16 protein-coding genes and 2 pseudogenes are annotated in these 20,626 nt (G+C 65.8%); 11 read left to right on the forward strand and 7 right to left on the reverse strand.

Going from position 1 to position 20,626, the window contains the following annotated elements; genetic code table 11:
- Window positions 1–31: 31 nt before the first annotated feature.
- Entirely contained in the window at window positions 32–1,420 is a 1,389-nt protein-coding gene (locus FJ386_07990) for an alkaline phosphatase family protein (protein ID MBM3876643.1), read from the forward strand.
- Between the two features lie 58 nt (window positions 1,421–1,478).
- Here FJ386_07990 and FJ386_07995 read toward each other — a convergent pair whose 3' ends face one another.
- Window positions 1,479–2,675, reverse strand: a complete 1,197-nt coding sequence (locus tag FJ386_07995) for a galactose mutarotase (protein MBM3876644.1) — start codon at window positions 2,673–2,675, stop codon at window positions 1,479–1,481.
- Between the two features lie 91 nt (window positions 2,676–2,766).
- Between FJ386_07995 and FJ386_08000 the strand changes: the two genes are divergently transcribed.
- Window positions 2,767–3,822: a sugar phosphate isomerase/epimerase gene (locus FJ386_08000; protein MBM3876645.1), complete on the forward strand. Its 1,056-nt coding sequence runs from the start codon at window positions 2,767–2,769 to the stop codon at window positions 3,820–3,822.
- The gene (locus FJ386_08005) at window positions 3,797–5,020 is read left to right on the forward strand and encodes an alcohol dehydrogenase (GenBank protein ID MBM3876646.1); all 1,224 of its coding nucleotides are present in this window, start codon (window positions 3,797–3,799) and stop codon (window positions 5,018–5,020) included. The genes FJ386_08000 and FJ386_08005 overlap by 26 nt, the downstream gene beginning before the upstream one ends.
- 163 nt (window positions 5,021–5,183) lie before the next feature.
- On the opposite strand, the gene FJ386_08010 is transcribed toward FJ386_08005, so the two are convergent.
- Window positions 5,184–6,452, reverse strand: a complete 1,269-nt coding sequence (locus FJ386_08010; protein MBM3876647.1) for a mandelate racemase/muconate lactonizing enzyme family protein — start codon at window positions 6,450–6,452, stop codon at window positions 5,184–5,186.
- 89 nt (window positions 6,453–6,541) lie between these two features.
- On the opposite strand from FJ386_08010, the gene xth reads away from it, so the two are divergent.
- Window positions 6,542–7,312, forward strand: coding sequence for an exodeoxyribonuclease III (gene xth / locus FJ386_08015; protein MBM3876648.1), 771 nt, complete (start codon window positions 6,542–6,544; stop codon window positions 7,310–7,312).
- On the opposite strand, the gene FJ386_08020 is transcribed toward xth, so the two are convergent.
- Together FJ386_08020 and FJ386_08025 are read right to left on the reverse strand one after the other, a co-directional pair.
- Entirely contained in the window at window positions 7,251–8,483 is a 1,233-nt protein-coding gene (locus tag FJ386_08020; protein MBM3876649.1) for a deoxyhypusine synthase, read from the reverse strand. The two genes, xth and FJ386_08020, sit on opposite strands and share 62 nt — an antisense overlap.
- 94 nt (window positions 8,484–8,577) lie before the next feature.
- A complete protein-coding gene (locus tag FJ386_08025) occupies window positions 8,578–9,198 on the reverse strand; it encodes a sterol desaturase family protein (protein ID MBM3876650.1) in 621 nt (206 codons plus the stop codon).
- A 164-nt stretch (window positions 9,199–9,362) separates the two neighbouring features.
- On the opposite strand from FJ386_08025, the gene FJ386_08030 reads away from it, so the two are divergent.
- The 5 genes from FJ386_08030 (at window position 9,363) to FJ386_08050 (ending at window position 16,307) form a co-directional block, all read left to right on the forward strand.
- Window positions 9,363–12,995: a DNA polymerase III subunit alpha gene (locus FJ386_08030; GenBank protein MBM3876651.1), complete on the forward strand. Its 3,633-nt coding sequence runs from the start codon at window positions 9,363–9,365 to the stop codon at window positions 12,993–12,995.
- 150 nt (window positions 12,996–13,145) lie between these two features.
- The gene (locus FJ386_08035; protein ID MBM3876652.1) at window positions 13,146–13,823 is read left to right on the forward strand and encodes an ABC transporter ATP-binding protein; all 678 of its coding nucleotides are present in this window, start codon (window positions 13,146–13,148) and stop codon (window positions 13,821–13,823) included.
- The gene (locus FJ386_08040) at window positions 13,820–15,022 is read left to right on the forward strand and encodes an FtsX-like permease family protein (protein MBM3876653.1); all 1,203 of its coding nucleotides are present in this window, start codon (window positions 13,820–13,822) and stop codon (window positions 15,020–15,022) included. Before FJ386_08035 ends, FJ386_08040 begins: the two co-directional genes overlap by 4 nt.
- 81 nt (window positions 15,023–15,103) lie before the next feature.
- On the forward strand, window positions 15,104–15,601 hold the full coding sequence (locus tag FJ386_08045; protein MBM3876654.1) for a hypothetical protein: 498 nt from the start codon (window positions 15,104–15,106) through the stop codon (window positions 15,599–15,601).
- Between the two features lie 10 nt (window positions 15,602–15,611).
- Entirely contained in the window at window positions 15,612–16,307 is a 696-nt protein-coding gene (locus tag FJ386_08050) for a DUF3299 domain-containing protein (protein MBM3876655.1), read from the forward strand.
- A 21-nt stretch (window positions 16,308–16,328) separates the two neighbouring features.
- On the opposite strand, the gene FJ386_08055 is transcribed toward FJ386_08050, so the two are convergent.
- Entirely contained in the window at window positions 16,329–17,030 is a 702-nt protein-coding gene (locus FJ386_08055; GenBank protein ID MBM3876656.1) for a DUF1501 domain-containing protein, read from the reverse strand.
- Window positions 17,031–17,429: 399 nt separating this feature from the next.
- On the opposite strand from FJ386_08055, the pseudogene FJ386_08060 reads away from it, so the two are divergent.
- Window positions 17,430–17,651, forward strand: a pseudogene (locus FJ386_08060) (RNA-binding protein).
- A 32-nt stretch (window positions 17,652–17,683) separates the two neighbouring features.
- On the opposite strand, the pseudogene FJ386_08065 reads toward FJ386_08060, so the two are convergent.
- Window positions 17,684–17,776 (reverse strand): annotated as a pseudogene (locus FJ386_08065) (DUF2497 domain-containing protein).
- Window positions 17,777–17,933: 157 nt separating this feature from the next.
- Here FJ386_08065 and infA point away from each other — a divergent pair.
- Window positions 17,934–18,146 carry a translation initiation factor IF-1 gene (gene infA, locus FJ386_08070; GenBank protein ID MBM3876657.1) on the forward strand — a complete coding sequence of 71 codons (213 nt, stop codon included), beginning with the start codon at window positions 17,934–17,936 and terminating at the stop codon, window positions 18,144–18,146.
- 374 nt (window positions 18,147–18,520) lie between these two features.
- On the opposite strand, the gene FJ386_08075 is transcribed toward infA, so the two are convergent.
- Entirely contained in the window at window positions 18,521–20,617 is a 2,097-nt protein-coding gene (locus FJ386_08075; protein MBM3876658.1) for a DEAD/DEAH box helicase, read from the reverse strand.
- Window positions 20,618–20,626: the final 9 nt, after the last annotated feature.

Raw genomic sequence — 20,626 nt, forward strand, 5'->3', positions numbered from 1 at the left:
ACAGCACGCCTTCCAGGGTTACGCTCCACATATGATTCACTCACAATTCCCCCGTTGGAGACTCGTCGCTTGCCTCGTTGCGCTAGCCTTCACGGTCCCGATCAACCCGGCTTCAGGCGCGCCCGCCACCAACCGGCTCGTCGTGCTCATCAGCGTGGACGGGCTTGCGAGCTACTTTCACGATGACCCGAAGGCCAACCTGCCCGCGCTCCGCAAACTCGCCAGCGAGGGCGCGCGCGCGGCCTCGATGCGCGTGTCGCTGCCAACCGTCACGTGGCCGAACCACACCACGCTCGTCACCGGCGTTCCGCCCGGAATGCACGGCGTGTTGAACAACTCCTACTGGGACCGCGCGAAGAACATCGCCGTCCCGCTCATCCCCGACCCGCTGTTCAACAAGGAGGAAATCGTCAAGGTGCCGACCGTCTATGACGTGGCGAAGCAGGCCGGCCTCAAGACCGGCGCCATCATCTGGCCCGCGACGCGCGGCGCGAAGACGCTCGACTGGACCGTGCCCGACTGCTTCAGCAACTCGCTGTGGGCCGCGCACAGCACGCCGTCGCTGCTCGCGGAGTTTCGCGAGGCGAAGATTCCCTACGAGCGGCAGGAGGAATGGTGCAAGGCGCCCGGCGGCGGCATCCCGCGCGACCGCATGTATGCGCAGATGACCGCGCACGTCATCACGCGCCACCGGCCCAACCTCATGCTGCTGCACCTCGTCGAGGTGGATCACGTCAACCACCAGAAAGGCCCGCGCAGCCCGGAGAGCTACGAGGCCGTCGCGTTCGCCGACGAGATGGTGAAGCAGGTCTTCGACGCCGCGAATGCCGCGTTTCCCGGACGGCTCACGTTCATCGTCACGAGCGACCACGGCTTCATGCCGTATCGGCAGCAGATACAGGCCAACGTGCTCCTCAAGCAACTCGGCCTCGTGAAACTCGAGGGCACGCGCGTCGCCTCGCGCGAGGCGTGGGCGCTTGGGCAGTTCATCTACGTGCTGAACTCAGCGCGGCGCGCCGAGCTTGTCCAGTCGCTCGCCGCGAAACTGCGCGCGACCGAAGGCGTCGAGTCCGTCATCGAAGAAAAGGACTTCGCGAAGCACGGCCTTGTGACGCAGGACGCTGACCCGCGCATGCCCAACCTCGTCATCAACCCGAAGGAAGGCTACTCGACGTCCGACACGACCGCGGGCGAACTCATCGTCACGCCGAAGACCGAGGCGACGAAGGGCGCGCACAACCACGATCCCGCCCACCCGTTGATGCGCGGCTCCTTCGTGGCGTGGGGCGCGGGGATCAAGAGAGGCGCGACCCTCACGGAGATCAACAACCTGGACGTCGCCCCCACCATCGCGCGCCTGCTCGGACTGGAGATGAAGGACGTGCAGGGACGGGTGCTGGGAGAGTTCCTGGCGAAGTAGATGTCCATCGGGTAATCGACAGACGGCGGCGCGCCTCATGCGACACGTGATCGGCGCTTCACTTCGCCACGCTGAACTTGTGCGAGGTGACCTGCCGATACGTCTCGCCGGGGCGAAGCAGCGAGGAGGGGAACTGCGGCTTGTTGGGCGCGTCGGGGTAGTGCTGGGTCTCGAGGCAGATGCCGTGATGCGGGCCGTAGGGCTTGCCGCCGGCCTTGAAGCGGTCGTTCAGATAGTTCGCCGTGTAAACCTGCACGCCGGGCGCCGTGGTCGAGACGTCCATCACGCGGCCGGACTTCGGGTCCTCGACGCGCGCGAACGGCGCGGGCGCAGCGCCGCCCCTGCGCGGCAGCACGTAGCAATGGTCGTAGCCGCCCGCGGGCACGTCCTTGATGCGCGCGCCGATGGTGTGCGGCGCGGTGAAGTCGAACGGCGTGCCCCTCACCGCGCGGAATTCACCGGTGGGAATCTTCTTGTCGTCCGCGGCGAGGATTTGCTCCGAGTGCAGTGTGAGCCGGTGCGCGAGCACGTCGCCGGAGCCGGCGCCGCCGAGGTTCCAATAGACGTGGTTGGTCAGGTTCACGTGCGTGGGCTTGTCCGTCGTGGCGGTGTATTCGAGCACGAGTTCGTCGCGGTTCGTGAGACGGTACACGACATTCACCCGCACGGCGCCGGGATAACCTTCCTCGCCATCGGGACTGTTGAGGGTGAGTTCGACGCCCGCGCTGTCCGCGGCAGCCACGGGGCGGGCGGTCCACAGGCGCTTCTGGAATCCGGTGCGCCCGCCGTGAATATGGTGCGGCGCGGCGTTGGCCGGCAGCAGGAATTCCGTTCCATCAATCGTGAACTTCGCGCCCCCGATTCGATTGGCGAAGCGGCCGACAATCGAGCCGAGCAGCGGATGTCCGCCGAGGTAGTCCGCGAGCGAGTCGAGGTGCAGGGTGATGTTGGCGAAGGCGCCGTCGCGGTCGGGCGTCTCGACGGCGATGAGCGTCGCGCCGTAGGTGATGACCTTCGCGGCGAGGCCGTTGGCGTTGCGAAGCGTGAACACTTCGACCGCCTTGCCGTCGGCGGTCCTGCCGAACTCCGCCTGCTCGACGCGCAAGACGCGCGGGCGCGCCGAGTCGGCAGCGGTGGCGGATGGCGTGACCGGTCCGATGGCGGGCACGCTGACCAGGAGCGCGAGCCCGCAGCCGTGCGCGATGTGTTGGCCGATGCGCGAGGAAGTCGGAGAATGGCGGCTCGCAGATTTCATGGTGCGAAGTGGATTGGGTCGGTTAAGTTCGCGCGAACGAAACCCTTGTAGCAAACCGGCCCGCTTGCGCGAGCCTGAACTCCGCGCCGCCATGAACCGCCGTCAGTTCCTCGCCTCGGCCCCGGCCGCCGCGCTCGCCGCGCCCGCGCTCGCCCTGCCGCAAGCCGCCGCGCGCCCGCGGCTCGGCATTGACATTAACTCCTACGGCACGCGCTTCGGCGGACGCGCGAAGAGCGAGAAGTTTCCCGCATTCAAGTCCGCGCTCGACGTGCTCGATCATTGCCGCGAACTCGGCGCGGGCGGCCTGCAAATCGGCGTGCGCGGCTGGCAGGCGGACTTCGCGGGCAAGGTGCGCGCCAAGCGCGAGGCGCACGGGCTTTACATCGAGGGACAAATCGGCCTGCCTCGGACCGACGCCGAGGTCGCGAGGTTCGAGTCTGAATTGCGCGCGGCGAAGGAGGCGGGCGCGGCGGTCTGCCGGACCGTGTGCCTCGGCGGGAGGCGTTACGAGACGTTCGACAGCGCGCAGGCGTGGGATGACTTCTGCAAACAGTCGTGGGCGTCGCTGACGCTCGCGGAGCCGGTGGTGCGCCGCGCCGGCATCAAGCTCGCCGTCGAGAATCACAAGGACTGGCGCGTGGCCGAGATGCTCGATCTGCTCACGCGCCTCGGTTCCGACCGCGTGGGCGTGAACCTCGACTTCGGCAACAGCCTGTCGCTGCTCGAACATCCGGACGACACGATCGCCGCGCTCGCCCCGCTGTCGTTCACCACGCACGTGAAGGACATGGCCGCAACGGAATACGAACAGGGCTTCCTGCTCTCGGAGGTCCCGCTCGGGCAGGGCCTCACGAACCTGCCGCGCGCGATCGAGCTTTGCCGGCGGGCAAATCCGGCGATCCACTTCAACCTGGAGATGATCACACGCGACCCGTTGAAGGTGCCGTGCCTCGGCGCGAAGTATTGGGCGACGCTAGGCGCGACGCCCGCGCGTGACCTCGCGAACACGCTCGCGCTCGTGAAAGCCAGCCCACCGAAGTCGCCCTTGCCACAGATGACCGGCCGCAGCGACGAGGAAAAACTGGCGTTCGAGGAGGAGAATGTCCGACAGTCATTCGTCTATGCGCAACAGACACTGGCCCTTTGAAGCCCGCGGGCTGCTGGCCCTCCTGCTGTTCACCGCGCCGCTGCACGCCGACGACTGGCCGCGGTGGCGCGGGCCGGATTTCAACGGCATCTCGAAGGAAGCCGGCTGGCTCGACAAGTGGCCCGCGAGCGGACCGGCGGAGTCGTGGAAGGCGAGCGTGGGCACCGGCTACTCGTCGTTCGCCGTCGCGCAGGGGCGCGTCTTCACAATGGGCAACGCGAACAACACGGACACCGTGTGGTGCCTCGACGCCGCGACGGGCAAGGTGCTCTGGAAACACGCTTACGAGTCGGACCTCGGCGACAAATACTTCGACGGTGGCCCCGGCGCGACGCCGACCGTGGACGGCGACCGCGTGTTCGCAACGAGCCGGTGGGGCGATGTGTTCTGCCTCGACGCCGCGAACGGGAAAGTCCGCTGGTCGAAGAACGTGCAGAAGGAGACCGGCATCCGCGTTCCCGACTGGGGCTTCGCGGGCTCGCCGCTCGTGCTGGGACATTCCCTCGTGCTGAACATCGGCGCCGCCGGACTCGCGCTGGACGCAACCACGGGGAAACTCCTGTGGAAATCCGCCGACGACAACGCCGGCTACTCGTCACCCGTGCCGCTCAAGCGCGGGAATGACTGGCTCGTGATCGTCAGCTCGGGCGACGCGTATCTCGCCGTGGACTCGCGCACGGGCCGCGAAGCATGGCGCGTCCCGTGGCTCACTGAATACGGCGTGAACTCCGGCGACCCGGTCGTGTCGGGCGGGCAGGTGTTCGTGTCGAGCGGCTACAACAAGGGCGCGGGCGTCTTCACGCTCGGCAACGGCGAGCTCGAATCCGTCTGGAAGAACAAAGTCATGCGCAACCAGATGAACCCCTGCGTGCTTGTCGACGGCCATCTTTACGGCGTGGACGGCAACGCGGGCGGACGCGTGCCGCTCAAGTGCATCGAGTTCGCGACGGGCAAGGAGAAGTGGTCGCACGCCTCGACCGGCGCGGGCGCGCTGATGGCCGCAGACGGCAAGCTCATCGTCCTCGCCGAGCGCGGCGAACTTTCCATCGCGCCCGCGTCGCCGGCTGGTTTCAAGCCCACCGCAAGCGCGCAAGTGCTCGGCGGCAAGTCGTGGACCGCGCCGGTGCTCGCGAACGGACGCATTTACTGCCGCAATTCCCGGGGCGACGTGGTCTGCCTGGACGTGCGCCGGAAGTAGCCGGCGATGCCGCGCCCGTGAGGTCTTGGACAGCCGGATGGATTTCACATCCGCTGGAGATCGAAAAAACCGGGGATTTTGGAGCATGACATGCCGGAGCAGAGCGCCGTTCGTCTGCCAACGACCAAAGAAAATGCCTCAGACATATGTTTCATCCGTGGCATCAATAATCCGCGATGCTTCCGTCTTTGAGCACGCGGCCGGGCCACTTGTAGGATTGCGGGCGCGAGGCGGCTTCGGCGAGGAGTTGCTCATCCACCTCCACGCCGAGGCCGGGACCGGGCGGCAGGTTGACGTAGCCGTCCTTGTCCACGGCCCAGTCCACGCGCGCGATGGGCTGCGGCTTGCCGGCAGCGTCGCGCAGGGCGGGGTTGAAGCCGTGGTTGTCGGGATAGAATTCGTGGATGAGGAACAGCGGCGTGGCGGCGATGGCGTGCAGGCTCGCGGCGATGCCGAGGTTGCTCGCGGTGCAATGCGGCGCGAGCGGCACGTGATACGCCTCGGCGAGCGCGGCGATCTTGCGCATCTGCGTGATGCCGCCGGTGTGGCAGCAGTCGGGTTGCAGCACGTCGAGGCAGCGGTTGTGCAGATACGGGATCATGTCCCAAATCGTTCGGTCGCGCTCGCCCGCTGCGAGCGGGATGCGGATGGCGTCCTTGAGGCGTTTGAAGACCTCGATGTTCCCCGGCACGGCGACTTCCTCGATGAATAGCACGTCGTAAGGCCGGATCGCGCCCGCGAGCTGGATGAGCGTCGCGGGCGGCAGCGCGCAGTGCGCGTCGAACATCACCGCGCCGTCGGGGCCGACTTTGTCCCGCGCGGACTTGATCGCGGCGACGATGCGTTCGATGTCGGCCGGGTTGCTCGAATGTTCGAAGACGCCCGGCGGCGGGACCTTGATGGCCTTGGGCGTGTGATAGACGCGAATGCGGTCGCGCACGGGGCCGCCGAGAAGGCGGTAGACCGGCACGCCCCACAGCTTGCCCGCGATGTCCCACAACGCCTGGTCAATGCCCGCGAGGGTGTGGCACATGAACGGTCCGCCGCGGATGTCGCGGTGCGAGCGGAAGAGCTTCTGCCACAGGTGCTCGATGCGCGTCGGGTTCTCGCCGTCGAGCAGTTCGAAGAGTGATTCGGCCAGCGGCTTGGACACGCGCGGGTCCACGCCCTTGATGTCGCCCCAACCCGTGACGCCGTGGTTCGTCTCGATGCGGACGAAGACGCACGGGTTCACCCAAAACGTCTTCAGCCCGGTGATCTTGAGCGACGTGGCGCGGTCGGCGACCTGCACGGCGGGATTCTGCTGCGCGCCGAGGGTGTCTTGAGCGAAAGCGAATCCCGACGCTGCGGCGGCCGAGGCGAAGAAGTCGCGTCGGTTGGATTGCGACGGGTGCATGAGATGAAGAGGCGGACGTTTCGTGAAGGCTGCCATTCAAACAGGGTTCTTGGCGAGCACTCATCGACCCGGGCGGTTGCCGTTCGAGCTTTCCGTGGATGGCGCGGAATCGCTAGGCTCACGGGGTGAAGCTTGTCTCGTGGAACGTGAACGGGTTGCGCTCGGTGCTGCGGCGCAACTTCCTCGAATGGCTCGACGCCGAGAATCCTGATGTGCTGTGCCTGCAGGAGACGCGCTGCGAACCGGACGACGTTGGGCTGCTCCTGCCCGCCGCTTACATGACTTACTGGAACTGCGCGGAAAAAAGGGGCTATTCCGGCACGGCCATCTTCACCAAATCCCGCCCGTTGTCGGTGACGCGCGGCATCGGCGTGGCACGGCATGACCGCGAGGGGCGCGTGCTGACGGCGGAGTTCGGGGAGTTCTTCGTGGTGGATGTCTACACGCCCAACTCACAGCGCGAGCTGACGCGGCTCGGGTATCGCCAGCAGTGGGACCGCGCGTTCCTGCGTTACGTGAAGAATCTGGAGGGGCGCAAACCGGTGGTCTTTGGCGGCGACTTGAACGTGGCGCACACGGAGCTCGACCTCGCGAATCCGAAATCGAATGTGAAGAACCACGGCTTCACGCCCGAGGAGCGCGCGGGATTTGGCGCGATGGTGAAGGCGGGTTTCGTGGACACGTTCCGCGAGTTCGAGAAGGGCGGCGGCCACTACTCGTGGTGGAGCCCGATGGCGAACGCGCGCGCGCGCAATGTCGGCTGGCGGATTGATTATTTCCTCGTGGGCGCCGCGCTGCGTCCGCGGCTGAAGTCTGCGTTCATCCGAAGCCACGTCACGGGCTCGGATCACTGCCCCGTCGGGATCGAGCTGGATTGCCGCGCAGGTGCTGCTTGAGCCCCACGCTGCTCGACCGCTTCGCGATTGTTCGCGAGGTGAGCACCTTGGTGACGGTGCCCGTGGAGAGGTAGCGGCTTCGGACTGTCCCGAGCAAGGCGTCGCGGCGGTCCGCGAGGCGCTTGAGCCGGCGCGGCTTGACACGACTGAGCATGTAGGCGGTCAGCAACGGCAGCGCGATGGTGCTGTCGGTGTAGCAGACCACGCAATCAGGCAGCGTGTCGGGATCGACCTTGCCCCAGCTCACGGCCTCGGCAGGCGTCGCGCCGGAAAGGCCGCCGGTGTCGGGTCGCGCGTCGGTGCATTGGAGGAAGTAGTCGTGGCCCTTCTCCTGGATGCCCATGACTTCCTGAATTTGCGGCTCGGTCTGGAGCATGAAGTTCTTCGGGCTGCCGCCGCCAAGGATGAACACGCTGCTCTTGTGGCCGGTGGACTTCGCGTCGTAAACGATCGCCGCAGTCTGGTTCACGTCGCGATTCACGTCGAACTGCAGTTTCGAGTCGCGCAGGGCCATGGCGGCGACGTTCATGCCGATGCTCGAGTCGCCGGGGCTGCTGGTGAAAATCGGGATGCCGCAGTCGTGCGCGGTGGCGAGCACGGAACTGTCCTTGAGCCCGAGCTTGCGCCCGCGGGCGGCGACATACTTGCCGAGGAGAAAGTGGAATTCATCGGTGCCCATCGTGCGCTGAAACTCCGGCCCCTGGATGACCTCCCGCACGAAGGCGTCCGTGTCGAGCAGCACGTTGTAATCGAACAGCACGTCGTAAATGCGGATGACACCGTCGCGATGCAGGTCCACGTCATTGAGAAACGGCGAACCCGAGTAGAGCTCCATGTCGAGCCCGTAGTGGAGGTCGTGGTAGAGGTTCGCGCCCGTGGAAACGATCCAGTCCACGAAACCGGCCTTCATGAGCGGGATGAGGCAGGACTTGCCGAGGCCCGCGGGCGTGAGCGCCCCGGTGAGGCTCATGCCGACAAACCCGTCATCGGGGAGCATCTTCTCCGAGAGCAGCTTCGCGGCCTCGCGCAACCTCCCGCCATTGTAAGCGAGGAAGGTCTGCTCCATCAGGTCTGCGGCGGAGATGTCGCGACCCACACCCCAGGGATTGAGGCGCGGGTAAGCGGCAAATTTCTTCGAGGAAGCGCGGCTTGGCGTCGACGTTCTGCGCATAAGGTCCGGCGGAGTGTTGCCCAATGAATCGGAAAGGCAAGCGGGCGATTCGATGAACTGCGGCGGCGTGGGTGACCGTCCTGCCCTGGCTGGACTAGGCCGCCCAAGTCACAGGGGTGGCACCGTCCGGCTTGATCCTGGGCTGCACGTCGGGCACGGAAGGCCCGCGCGGCTGGGCGAAACTGACTTTCGAGCGCAGCAGGAGCGTGCCGAGGCAAAGGTCGGCGATGGGCAGCACCACGTTGAAGTTCTTGTGCATGTAGCGGTGATGCAGGAGGTGATGGCCGTTGAGCCGGAAGAAAATCCCCGAGCGCTCGATGTTGCGCTTCTTCGGGAGGTGCATGCACCAGTGCATGTATTCGTAAGCGGCGTAGTAGACCGTGCAGGCGACGAGCGACCCGTAGAGGATGGCGAAGCTCCCCATGCACGCGCCCGCGATGGCGAAGGGCAATTGCGTGAGCGCGATGAGCAGCGGCCCGTTCCACCACGCCATCGGGATGGTGTATTTGTCCTTCTCGTGGATGAGGTGGTAGGTGTGGTCGGCCTTGAAGACGTTGTGGTGGACGATCGCATGGGCCTTGAACGCGTAGTCAAATCGCCCTACAGGCTGGTGCATGAAGTAGCGATGCAACGTCCATTCGAACAGGGATGCGTAAACCGTCCCGAGGGCGAAGCCCGCCGAGACCCAGAAGAGGAATTGTTGCCAGGTTGCCATTGTTATGTGCGCGAGAAGTTGAACACAGCAGCGAGACCGTGACAAACTCAATCTACAGAATCTCGCATCACTTTTTCTGCGCCGGCCGGCGCAACCGATGATGCGCGGCGTCCTTGTGAGCAATCCTCACTCGACATCCGGCGCGCCCCGCTCAAAGTCTTGCCATGGCGCGTGCCGAGTTCGTCCACCTGCACCTGCACACGGAGTATTCGCTCCTCGATGCAGCGTGCCGGCTTGACCGACTCGTCGAGAAGGCGCATGCGCTCAAGTTCAGCCACCTCGCCATCACGGACCACGGCGTGCTTTACGGCGCGATTGATTTCTACAAGGCCGCGATGGAGAAGGGCATCGTGCCGATCATCGGGTGCGAGGTTTACGTCGCGCCCGGCAGCCGGCTTGAGAAGAGAGTCCCCAGCGGCGGCCGCGACGTTTATCACCATCTCGTGCTGCTGGCGAAGGACGAGACCGGCTACAAGAACCTCGTCCGTCTCGTCACCGCGGCGCACATGGACGGCTTCTACTACAAGCCGCGCATCGACAAGGAGCTGCTCGCGAAACACCGCGACGGCTTGATCGCGCTCTCCGGCTGCCTCGCGAGCGAGATTCCCACGCTCATCATCGGCGGCCAGGCCGCGAGGGCGCGAGACACGATTGACTGGTTCAAACAGACCCTCGGCGCGGAGAATTTCTACCTCGAATTGCAGAACAACCAGATCGCCGACCAGGACCGCGTCAATCGCACGCTCATCCCGTGGGCGCGCGAGTTCGGCCTCAAACTCGTCGCCACAAACGACGTGCATTACGTCGAGCGGGCGCACTCCAAGGCCCACGACTGTCTCGTGTGCATCGGCCGGCAGATCAACGTCACCGACCCGAAGCCGCGATACGTGCCCGACCAGTTCTACCTGCGTTCGGCCGAGGAAATGCAGGCGCTGTTCATCGAGACACCCGAGGCCGTGCGCAACACACTCGAGGTCGCGGCCAGGTGCAATCTCGAGCTCTCCCTGGACGGCAAGAAGCTGCACTACCCGGTCTTCCACCCCCCCGAGCACTTCACACGCGACGGCTATCTTCGCAAGCTGGTTGCGGACGGATTGCGGCGCCGCTACACGCTGCACGTCCGCGCCGAGGGCGCGGAGTTCATTCCCGAGTCGATCGTGGAAGCCACGAGGCTGCCGCGGTTCCGCGCGGAACAACGCGGGCAGATCTTCAACAACCTCGGCGACCCCCTCGTCGCGGCTGCCGTGAAGGAAGTGCTCGACCGCGTGAAGCTCGAACTCGGCGTGATCGAGAAGATGGGCTTCGTCTCCTACTTCCTCATCGTCGCCGACTTCGTCGCGAAGGGACGCGAAATGGGCGTGGACTGCGTGGCGCGCGGTTCGGCCGCCGGCTCGCTGGTCACGTATCTGCTCGGCATCGCCAACGTGGACCCCATCCGCTACGGGCTGCTGTTCGAGCGCTTCCTGAATCCCGAGCGCGTCAACCCGCCGGACATTGACATCGACTTCGCCGACGACCGCCGCGCAGACGTGATCGCCTACGTGCGCGAGAAATACGGGCGCGACTGCGTGGCGCAGATCATCACCTTCGGCACCCTCGGCGCGAAGTCCGTGCTGCGCGACGTGGGCCGTGTGATGGGCCTGAGCTACGGCGAGTGCGACCGTCTCGCCAAGATGATCACGGATGCGAAGATAGACTTGAAGAAGGCGCTCGAGCAGTCGCCCGAATTCAAAGCCGCCTACGCCACCGAGGAACGCACGCGCGAGCTCGTGGACATCGGCTTCGTGCTCGAGGATGTTGCCCGCAACGCAAGCGTCCACGCCGCGGGCGTCGTCATCGGCGGCGAACCGCTCGTAAACCTCCTCCCGCTGAAGCAGGAAGACGATGGCACAATCGTCACGCAATATGCGATGGGCCCGGTCGGTCACCTTGGCCTGCTGAAGATGGATTTGCTCGGCCTCAAGACGCTCACGGTCATTCGCAACTGCTGCAAAATGGTCCGGCAGACCACGGGCATCGAAGTGGATGTGGACGAATTGCCGCTCGACGACCCGGCGACCTACGACCTGCTGAACAAGGCGAACACGCTCGGCGTGTTCCAACTGGAATCCGGCGGCATGCGTGACCTGTGCCGGAAATTTCAGATCAGCTCGATCGAGCACATCACCGCGCTCATCGCGCTCTACCGGCCCGGGCCGATGGATCTGATCCCCGATTTCATCAAGCGCCGCAATGGCGAGGTGCCGATCGAGTATGAGCATCCGCTCCTCGAACCCATCGCGCGCGAAACCTACGGCATCCTCGTCTACCAGGAGCAGGTGATGCAGGCCACGCAGTTGCTCGCCGGATACACGCTCGGCGCCGCGGACTCCTTCCGGCGCGCCATCGGCAAGAAGGACAAGGCCGCTGCCGAAGAACAGCGCGCACCGTTCGTGAAAGGATGCCAGAAGGCGCTCAACCTTCCGGTCCCGAAGGCCAACCAAATCTTCGACGTCCTCGTAAAGTTCGCCGGCTACGGGTTCAACAAATCCCACGCCGCCGCCTACGCGATCGTTGCCTACCAGACCGCGTTCTTAAAGGCCCATCATTCCGTCGAGTATCTCTGCGCGATGATGACCAACGACATGGGCGACACCAAGAAGCTTGGCGAGTTCATCGCCGAGTCACGCGCGATGGGCGTGGACGTGCTGCCGCCCGACGTCAACGAGAGCGTCGTCACCTTCGCGCCGGCGACGGGCGGACGCAGCATCCGATTCGGCCTCGCCGCCATCAAGGGCATCGGGGAAGTCGCCGTGCAGTCCATCCTCAAGGCGAGGGATGACGGGGGACTGTTCACCTCGCTCGCCAACCTCTGCGAGCGCGTGGACAACCGGACGGTCAATCGCAAAGTCCTCGAGGCGCTCATCAAGTCCGGCGCGTGCGACGCCTTCGGCGAGACGCGCGCGACGCTGTTCGTGCAGGTGGACCGCACGCTCGCCCGCGCCGCGAGCCTCGCCTCCGACCGCGCCCGCGGCCAGAGCTCGCTGTTTGGCATGATGCAGGACCGGGAGCCCGCGATGCCGCAAAACATGACGAAGCTCCCGGAGTGGCCGCAGCACGAACTGCTCGCCGCGGAGAAGGAGTTGCTCGGTTTCTACGTCACCGGCCACCCGCTCACTCCGTGGGCGCCGGTCCTCAAAAAAGTGGCGCTCCACACCTCCCTGACCATCGTCCAGCTCGACCACCGCGCGATGACGCGCATCGGCGGGCTCGTCACCGGCGTGCAACGAGCCATCTCTCGCAAGAGCAACAAGCCGTATCTCAAGGCCGCCATCGAGGACCTCGACGGCTCCACGCCCGTCTTTCTCATCAACGAAGGCTACGAGAAGTTCCAGCAGCTCTTCGTGCCAAACAAGCCGGTGCTTGTCCTCGGGGAGGTCAACAAGGGCGACAAGGAACTCACACTGTATCCCACCGAGGTGTTGCCCCTGGCAGACGCGCCGAGACGATTCACCAAGCAGGTCCATCTGCGCCTCCACACGGCCCACCTCACCACCGCCTTGATGGAGACAATCCGCGCCATCGCCGAGGCTCACCGGGGCGTGTGCCCGCTCTTTCTCTGTCTCAAGCGCGCGGGCGGCGAGATCGTTTTCATCGAGGCCAATGACCGCTTCAGTGTCATGCCCTCGCGCGAGCTGCAGATGGCTTTCGACGACCTGCTCGGCGAGGACACCTACTACGCGAAAGTGGACACGACGCCGCCCGAGCGCCCGGTCCGCAAATGGGACCGGCGCGCCGAATCGAACGGCGAGGAATGATCCGCGCGGCGCGTGGCGGTTCGAGATTCATCGTCCGGCGGCACGAACGAGTCCCGCCACACGGCCCGGCCAACCTCCACTTCGCGTCGCGCCACGCATCGCCACCAGTCTCCGCGTGACACGTCCTCGAGGCTCTGCTTCCATCGGCGCGTGCCATTGCTGGAGATCAACGGGCTGAAGAAATCGTTCGCGACGCCGGACGGCGGGACGCACTGCGTGGTCGACATCGGGGACTTCACGCTCGGCGAACGCGAGCAACTGGCGCTCAGCGGCGAGAGCGGTTCGGGAAAGACCACTTTCCTCAACCTGATCGCCGGCATCCTGACGCCCGACGCGGGAAGCATCCGGCTCAACGGCACCGACCTCGGCCCGTTGGCCGAGCGCGAGCGCGACCGCCTCCGCGCGACGTCCATCGGCTACATTTTCCAGACCTTCAACCTGCTGCAGGGCTACTCGGCGATCGAAAACGTGCTGCTCGGAATGTCCTTCGGCCCCGGCGCCGAACGGCCGTTCGCCGAAATGCTGCTGCGCCGCGCGGGACTCGCGGAAAAACTCCGGCACCTGCCGCGGCAGCTCTCCACCGGGCAGCAACAGCGGGTCGCGGTCGCGCGCGCGCTGGCCAACCGCCCCAAGCTCGTCCTCGCCGACGAACCCACCGGCAATCTCGACCACGCCAACGCGCGCGAGGCGCTGCGGCTCATCCGCGACATGTGCCACGAGAGCGGCGCCGCGCTCCTGCTCGTGAGCCACGACCACGAGGTGCTTTCGGCCTTCGACAAAGTGCAGGAACTCGCGAAGCTGAACCGGGCCGCGGTCGCAACCCAATGACACTCGTTCACATCGTCCTCCGCTCGCTGCGCCAGCACGCGCTTTCGACCTGCATCACCGCGGCGTCGATCGCGCTCGCCGGCGGGCTGCTCATGGCGGTGTGGACGGTGAAGGTCCGCTCGCAGGCGGCGTTCACTCAGATGCAGTCGGGCTTCGACGGCGTGCTCGGCCCTCGCAGCGCGCAGCTTCAGCTCGTCCTCAACTCCATCTTCCACCTCGACCAATCGCCCGGCACGATGGCGTGGAGCGATTACACGCAGATCAAGTCCAACGGCGCCGTCGCCCTCGCGTTGCCCATCACCGTCGGCGACAACTACCACGGCTTCCGGCTCGTCGGCACGCTCACGAACCTGTTCACCGACGTCGAATACGCGCCCGGTCGAAAGTATCGCGTCGCGGCCGGCGGACCCTTCCTCGCCGGGCACGCCGAGGCGGTCGTGGGAAGTTTCGTCGCGCAGCGGCTTGGGATGAAGGTGGGCGACACGTTCCACCCCTACCACGGGCTCATCTTCGACGAGAAGCAGCAGCACGCCGAAACATACGTGGTCACCGGCATCCTCGAGCCATCGAACACGCCCGCGGACCGCGTGATCTGGATTCCGCTCGAGGGCATCCAGAACATGAAGGGGCACGACGCCCGCACCGCCAGCGACGTGAGCGCGGTGCTGGTGAAACTCCGGGCCGCCCCCGCGGGACGCCAGCTCGACCTGCTTTACAATAAGCAGGGCAACCGCCTCACCTTCGCGTGGCCCGTCGCCGCGGTGATGGCGCAGCTGTTCGACCGGATCGCGTGGTTCGACCGCGTGTTGGAGCTGGTCGCCATGCTCGTCGCGCTCGTAGCCACGGGTTCGGTGCTCGCGAGCATCTACAACTCGATGAACGAACGCCGGCGCGACATTGCCATCCTGCGCGCGCTCGGCGCCCGCGCCCGCACGATTTTCTGCACGGTGGTCCTCGAAGCCGCGGGCATCGCGGTGCTCGGCATGGCCGCGGGCTTCGCCGTGTATGCCGTCATCGCGCTTGGCGTCGCATCGGTGATTCGCGCACAGACCGGCGTCGTGCTTGAACCGCTCGCCTGGCATCCGGTGCAAGTGGTCGCACCGCTGGCGATGATCGGGTTGAGCGCGCTCGCCGGAATCGTCCCCGCGGCGAAGGCTTATCGAACGAATGTGGCGGACAACCTCGTGCCCGTGTCGTGACCCCGACTCGGAGTCGGGGGATGGCACTTTCCCGCGCCAAGATTGAGCATCCAACACCCATCCTCCGTCGAACCCCGCACCATGACCCGACGCCAAATCCTTGTTCTCACCTGCGCCGCAGCGGCGACCCTCTCATTCGCAGCGTGCAACCGCACCGCCGCGCCGACCGGCCCGAACGGTCATTATCACGAACCTCCGCATGGCGGGACCGTGCTCGAGCTTGGCGACGAGGAGGCGTTTCTGGAATTCGTGCACGATGCGGCGGCGGACAAGCTGCGCTGCTACGTGCTCGCGCCGCACATGGCGGGCTTCGTCCGGCTGGAGGCGGAGGCGTTTGAGGTGGCGGCCAGGTTCGCCGGCAAGGCGGAGTCACTCCACTTCAAGGCCGTGGCGAACGATGCGACGGGTGAGACTGTGGGCAACACCGCGCAGTTCGAGGCGGCGGCGCCGTGGCTGAAGGCCGCGAAGAAGTTCGACGCGGAGTTGAAACGCCTGACGATCCGCGGTAAGACTTACGACGCTGTCCCGTTCCGTTTTCCCGAGGGCAATTACCCCCGACGCCGAGTCGGGGCGCAATGAAAAGGCACCCATGAAGGCATTGTTCAACCCGACTCACGGGCCGGTGTCCGCCGCAGGCGCAATCGCCGTCGCGGCGCTGATGTCCGGTTGCGGACTCGGCGTGCAGAAGAGCGAGACCATTCCTGCCCCCGTCACGCGGGGTGAACCCATCCAGAAGCTTGAGGCGGCGCCCGCCGCAACGGTGTCGGGCAGCAACACCGCTCCCGCCAAGCTCGATCTGGTCGCCGCGGCGACCGCCGCCGCGTCCGGGGCGGAGCCCGTGGAAATGATGGGCGAATTCCGCATCGTCGGCTTCGACAAGCTCGCGTCCTACAACTACGACATCCCGGATGAATCGCCCGCCACCCGCGCCGCGGCCAATGTCGGCGAAGCGCCCGCGGCCAAGGACCAGATTCCCGACTCCGTGCGCGCGCTCAACGGGAAGAAGGTCGCGCTCAAAGGCTTCATGCTCCCGCTCAAAGTCGAGGGCGGGCTCATCACGGAACTGCTCATCATGCGCGACCAGTCCGCCTGCTGCTACGGCGCCACGCCCAAGATCAACGAGTGGGTCAGCGTGAAAATGTCGGGCAAGGGCGTGAAGCCCATCATGGACGTGCCGGTTGTCCTCATGGGAAAGCTGCAAGTCGGCGAGATGCGTGAGAACGGCTACCTGGTCGGCATCTACGCGATGGACGGCGAGAAGATGACCGGGCCGCCTGAGCTGTAACGCGAGCGCATCCGGCGTTGCTCAGGCCGGCATCCCGGGGAGGATCTCCGCAATCGGTTCGCCGCCCGGCAGAATCGGCATCGGCCGGCCGGAGTGGTCGAGGAAGCTCCCGGTCCAGTCAATGCCGAGATGGCGATAGACCGTGGCCCACCAATCTTCCGGCTTGAGCGGGCGCTCGGTCGGATACTCGCCGCGCGAGTTCGTCGCGCCGACCACTTGGCCCGTGCGCATTCCGCCGCCGAGCAATCTCGCGCGGTCATCAAGCGGGTCGGCCATTCCCGGCGCGATGCCGAGATTCTCGACCTTGAAGCCCTCGACGCCCGGGTCGCCTGCCACGAAGAACGGTGTCGTGGTGCTGCCGAGATAGGCGGAACCGAAGCTGAACGTGTCCACGCCCTGCCGGCCGCCGTCCACCTCGGCGATGTAGTTGGGCAGGCCGCGTTTCACGTGCTCGCGCAACTTCGAGACGACGGAGCCGGCCATCGGGTTGTCGTTCACGAAGCCCGCGGGTTCCTTGGGCTTGTAGCCGGTGAGGAAGCGCTTGTGCCCGCCGCCGTGGTCGGCGAACTCGTGCGACACGGAGCGGATGAGCGTGTATTTGTCCGCGCACTTGGCGTGGAGCGGAAGCAGCTCGCAAACCTCCATGCCGGGGACGTTGGTCTTGGTGGAGAAGATGCCGCGATATTCCGCCGGCGCGTCCGGCTTCATGTCGTAGGTCTCCATGTGCGGCGGGCCGCAGGCGGAAGCAGTCGCTCATCCCGAGCCCGCCGAGCGTGAGCGCGCCGACTTCGAGGAAGCTGCGGCCATTTCGCCCGCGGCGACGAATGGCTGACGAGTCGCCCGCGCCTGATATTCCGCGCGACGAGGAGTTCCCTTCACCGACTCATCCTGCCGGCGCCGGTAACAAAACCTCCGGCGCAAATCGCGCGCCGTTGACGGGAAGGCGACGCCAACGAGGGTATTGCAATTTATCCGCGACATGGCATCCTTTGCCCGCGAGTTAGCTTGGTTGTCTCGTCAGGGCATGGTGGATCTTCAGTTGAACGTAGTTCAGTGATGATTTGAAACCCGATGGTCGGGAACAGTCCAGAAAGAGCAGTCGGTTAAGTCAGCAAGTCATCAATGAACACGAAACTGTTTGTAGGAAATCTTTCCTATCAAACCACCGAGAACGACCTTCAGGATTTGTTCTCCCAGCACGGCCCCGTCAATGAGGTGAACCTCATGATGGACCGCGTCACCGGCAGGCCCCGCGGCTTTGCCTTCGTCACCATGGGCACGCCCGAGGCCGCGCAGGCCGCGACGCAGGCCCTCAACGGCGCCAACGTCGGCGGCCGCAATCTCACCGTGAATGAAGCCCGCCCGAAGGAAGACCGTGGCGGCGGCTTCGGCGGCGGTGGCGGCGGCGGCGGATACGGCGGCGGTGGTGGTGGCGGCGGATACGGCGGCGGCGGCTATGGCGGCGGAGGCCGCGGTGGTCCCCGGCGCGAGCGCGGGCCCCGTTACTAGTCCTCGCAGCTTTCACGGGTGTGGGGCGTCGAGAGGCGCCCCACACCCTTTTTCACGCCTCTTACCCCACAGGATTAGCCAGTATCACGGCAAAGAACGCGATCCAGTTCCGGCTCGATGGAAAACCACATCACGACCGAAGGCAAAGTAATCGCCGTCCTTGCGGGCACGATGTTCCGTGTCGAACTGGAGAACAAGCACCAGGTTCTCGCGCACATTTCGGGCAAAATGCGCAAGCGATTCATCCGGCTGACCATCGGCGACCGGGTGCAGTTGGAGATGTCCCCCTACGATCTCGACAAGGCGCGGATCGTTTACCGGTTGAAGTAGCCCCGCACGCGATCACCCCGCCCAAAGCAGGTAGCGCAAGGCGCGCATTCCCGGCATGGAGCAACACGCGGCCGCGCGCGGCCACACGAAGCGTGGCATGGATGAGGTGCGGAGGGGTCGTCCATGAGCGCAAGCCGGGGCAATCGCGGCGCCGCACGCATGCCGGAACAGTCCGCACAAGGTGATCCGACGCCGTGTCAGCCCGCCGACCAAACACGCAGTTCGACACCCGGGGCGGGGTGCCATAGCGCAGCGGCGACAGCGCTATCCTTGGGCACATCCGCACGCGAAGCTGCATGCCGCCTCGCTTCCCGCCACAGTCCGAAGACACAGCCGTCTCCTGATCGCTGACTGGATTGCAACCCTGCGGCTCTTCAGAGCGCCTTGGCGCGAACGGCGCGACCTCGAATCCGCGTGCGATTGAGGCGGGAAAGTATCGCGCGAGCGTGATCCATCTCGACATCCACGAACGTGTGGTCCGGATGAATCTCGACAGCGCCCACCACGTGCGAGTGAAGACCCGTCTCGCCGAGAATGGCTCCAACGACGTCGCCCGGCCGCACGCCGGCCGCCGCGCCGACACTCAGGTTGAGCCGAACCTTGGGACCGGAAGCCCCGGGTGGCCGTGGTGGTCCGCCTGGCGCGCCTTCGAATTCGCCGCGAGCCCGGGACGGAGCGCGCGGGTCGCGATATCGCTCCCAAGGTCGGCGCGCCGGTCCGCCGAACTCGCCCTGTTCGCCATAGGGGCGCTGCGGCCGCGAATCCTGCCGCCATTCGTCCCGCCGGCCTTGGAAGCCGCCCGCCTGCTGGTAAGGACCCGGCCGGTCATAGGAGCGCTGCGGCCGCGAAGGCCCCTCGCGCTGTTGCAGACGGCCACGGGATTGTTGCGGCCGATGCGGTGGCGGCTCGTGAGCCGCAGGGGGCGGCGCAGGTTCCGCCGGCGCCGCACTCTCCGCGGCGCCCGTGGGCGCGGCAGGCGCGGCTTCGCCCGAAGCTGCAGCGAGCGCGGTTTGTTCCGCCGGCGCGGGCGCGGCAACCGGAGTTTGAGGCGCAGGCTGCGGTGCGCCGGGTGGGGCAAAGTTCCGCGTGACAACCGCCGTCGGCCGGGCCGCGGCCGGGCCGGCGGCGACGCGCAACTTCGCGGTGGACGCCCCCTCGCGCGATCGCGCCGTGGCTTGCGCTTCTCCGCCCTGGAGCAGGTGCAACAAGGCCGATGAAATGTCCGTGGAACTGAATCCCTCCTCGAGCAACTGATCGACGAGCCGGTCCTGTTTCTGAAACTCGCCGCTTTGCAACAGTCCGCGGAGCCGGTCCACAAACGCGCTGTTCCGGGCCTCGACGACTTCGCCCTCGGAGGGCACGCGCGCCCGCTGGATGCGCATGCGCGTGAACCGCTCGATGTTGCGGATCATGAAAACGTCGCGCCCGCCCGCGAAGGAGATCGCGCGACCGGTGCGGCCGGCGCGGCCCGTGCGACCGATGCGGTGCACATAATCCTCCGGGTCGTAAGGCAGGTCGAAGTTGAAGACCACCTGCACGTCGTCCACGTCGATGCCACGCGCGGCGACGTCGGTTGCGACGAGAAACTCCACGCCGCCGCGCCGGAACTTGTTCATCACGCGGTCGCGCATGCCTTGGTTCATGTCGCCGTGGAGCCGGTCCGCGGAATAGCCCTGCGCCTCGAGGTAATCGACGAGGTCGTCCACCATGCGCTTGGTGTTGCAGAAGATGATGCCGAGCTTGTAGTCGTGAAGGTCAATGAGCCGCATCAACAGCTCCATCTTGAAGCGGCGGTCCACGTCGTAGTAAACCTGCTCGACCGTCGGAACCGTCATCGCCCTTTGCGCGATCTGAATCGTCTGCGGGTCGCGGGAGAACCGCTTGATCATGTCACGAATCAGCGGCGGCATCGTCGCCGAGAAGAACACGGTCTGGCGCTCCGTGGGCACGGCCTTGAGGATGAACTCAATGTCGTCGCGGAAGCCCATGTCGAGCATCACGTCCGCCTCGTCGAGCACGGCGAGCTTGACCTTGTCGAGTCGCAGCGTCCCGCGGTTCATGTGGTCCATCACGCGGCCGGGCGTGCCGATGACGATCTGCGCGCCCGCCTGCAAGCCTTGATACTGCCGCTCGTAGGACTGACCGCCGTAGATCGGCAGCGCGTGAATGCCCCGCTTGTAGAGCGCGAGCTTGTGGACTTCGCCGGCGACCTGCACCGCCAGCTCGCGCGTCGGGCAAAGGATCAGCACTTGAACAGCCCGCACCTGGGGCTCGGTTTTCTCGATTGCCGGGATCGCGAATGCGGCGGTCTTGCCGGAGCCGGTCATCGACTGGCCGACGACATCCTTGCCCTGCATGAGCATGGGGATGGCCTCCGCCTGAATGGGCGAGGCTTGCTCAAAGCCAAGCTTGTCAATGGCCTTGAGCAGCTCTGGCGAAAGCCCGAGCTCGGGGAACAGTTTCGGTGTCATGGGTCTGAC

This window comes from Verrucomicrobiota bacterium (assembly GCA_016871675.1).
Taxonomy (GTDB): Bacteria; Verrucomicrobiota; Verrucomicrobiia; order Limisphaerales; family VHCN01; genus VHCN01.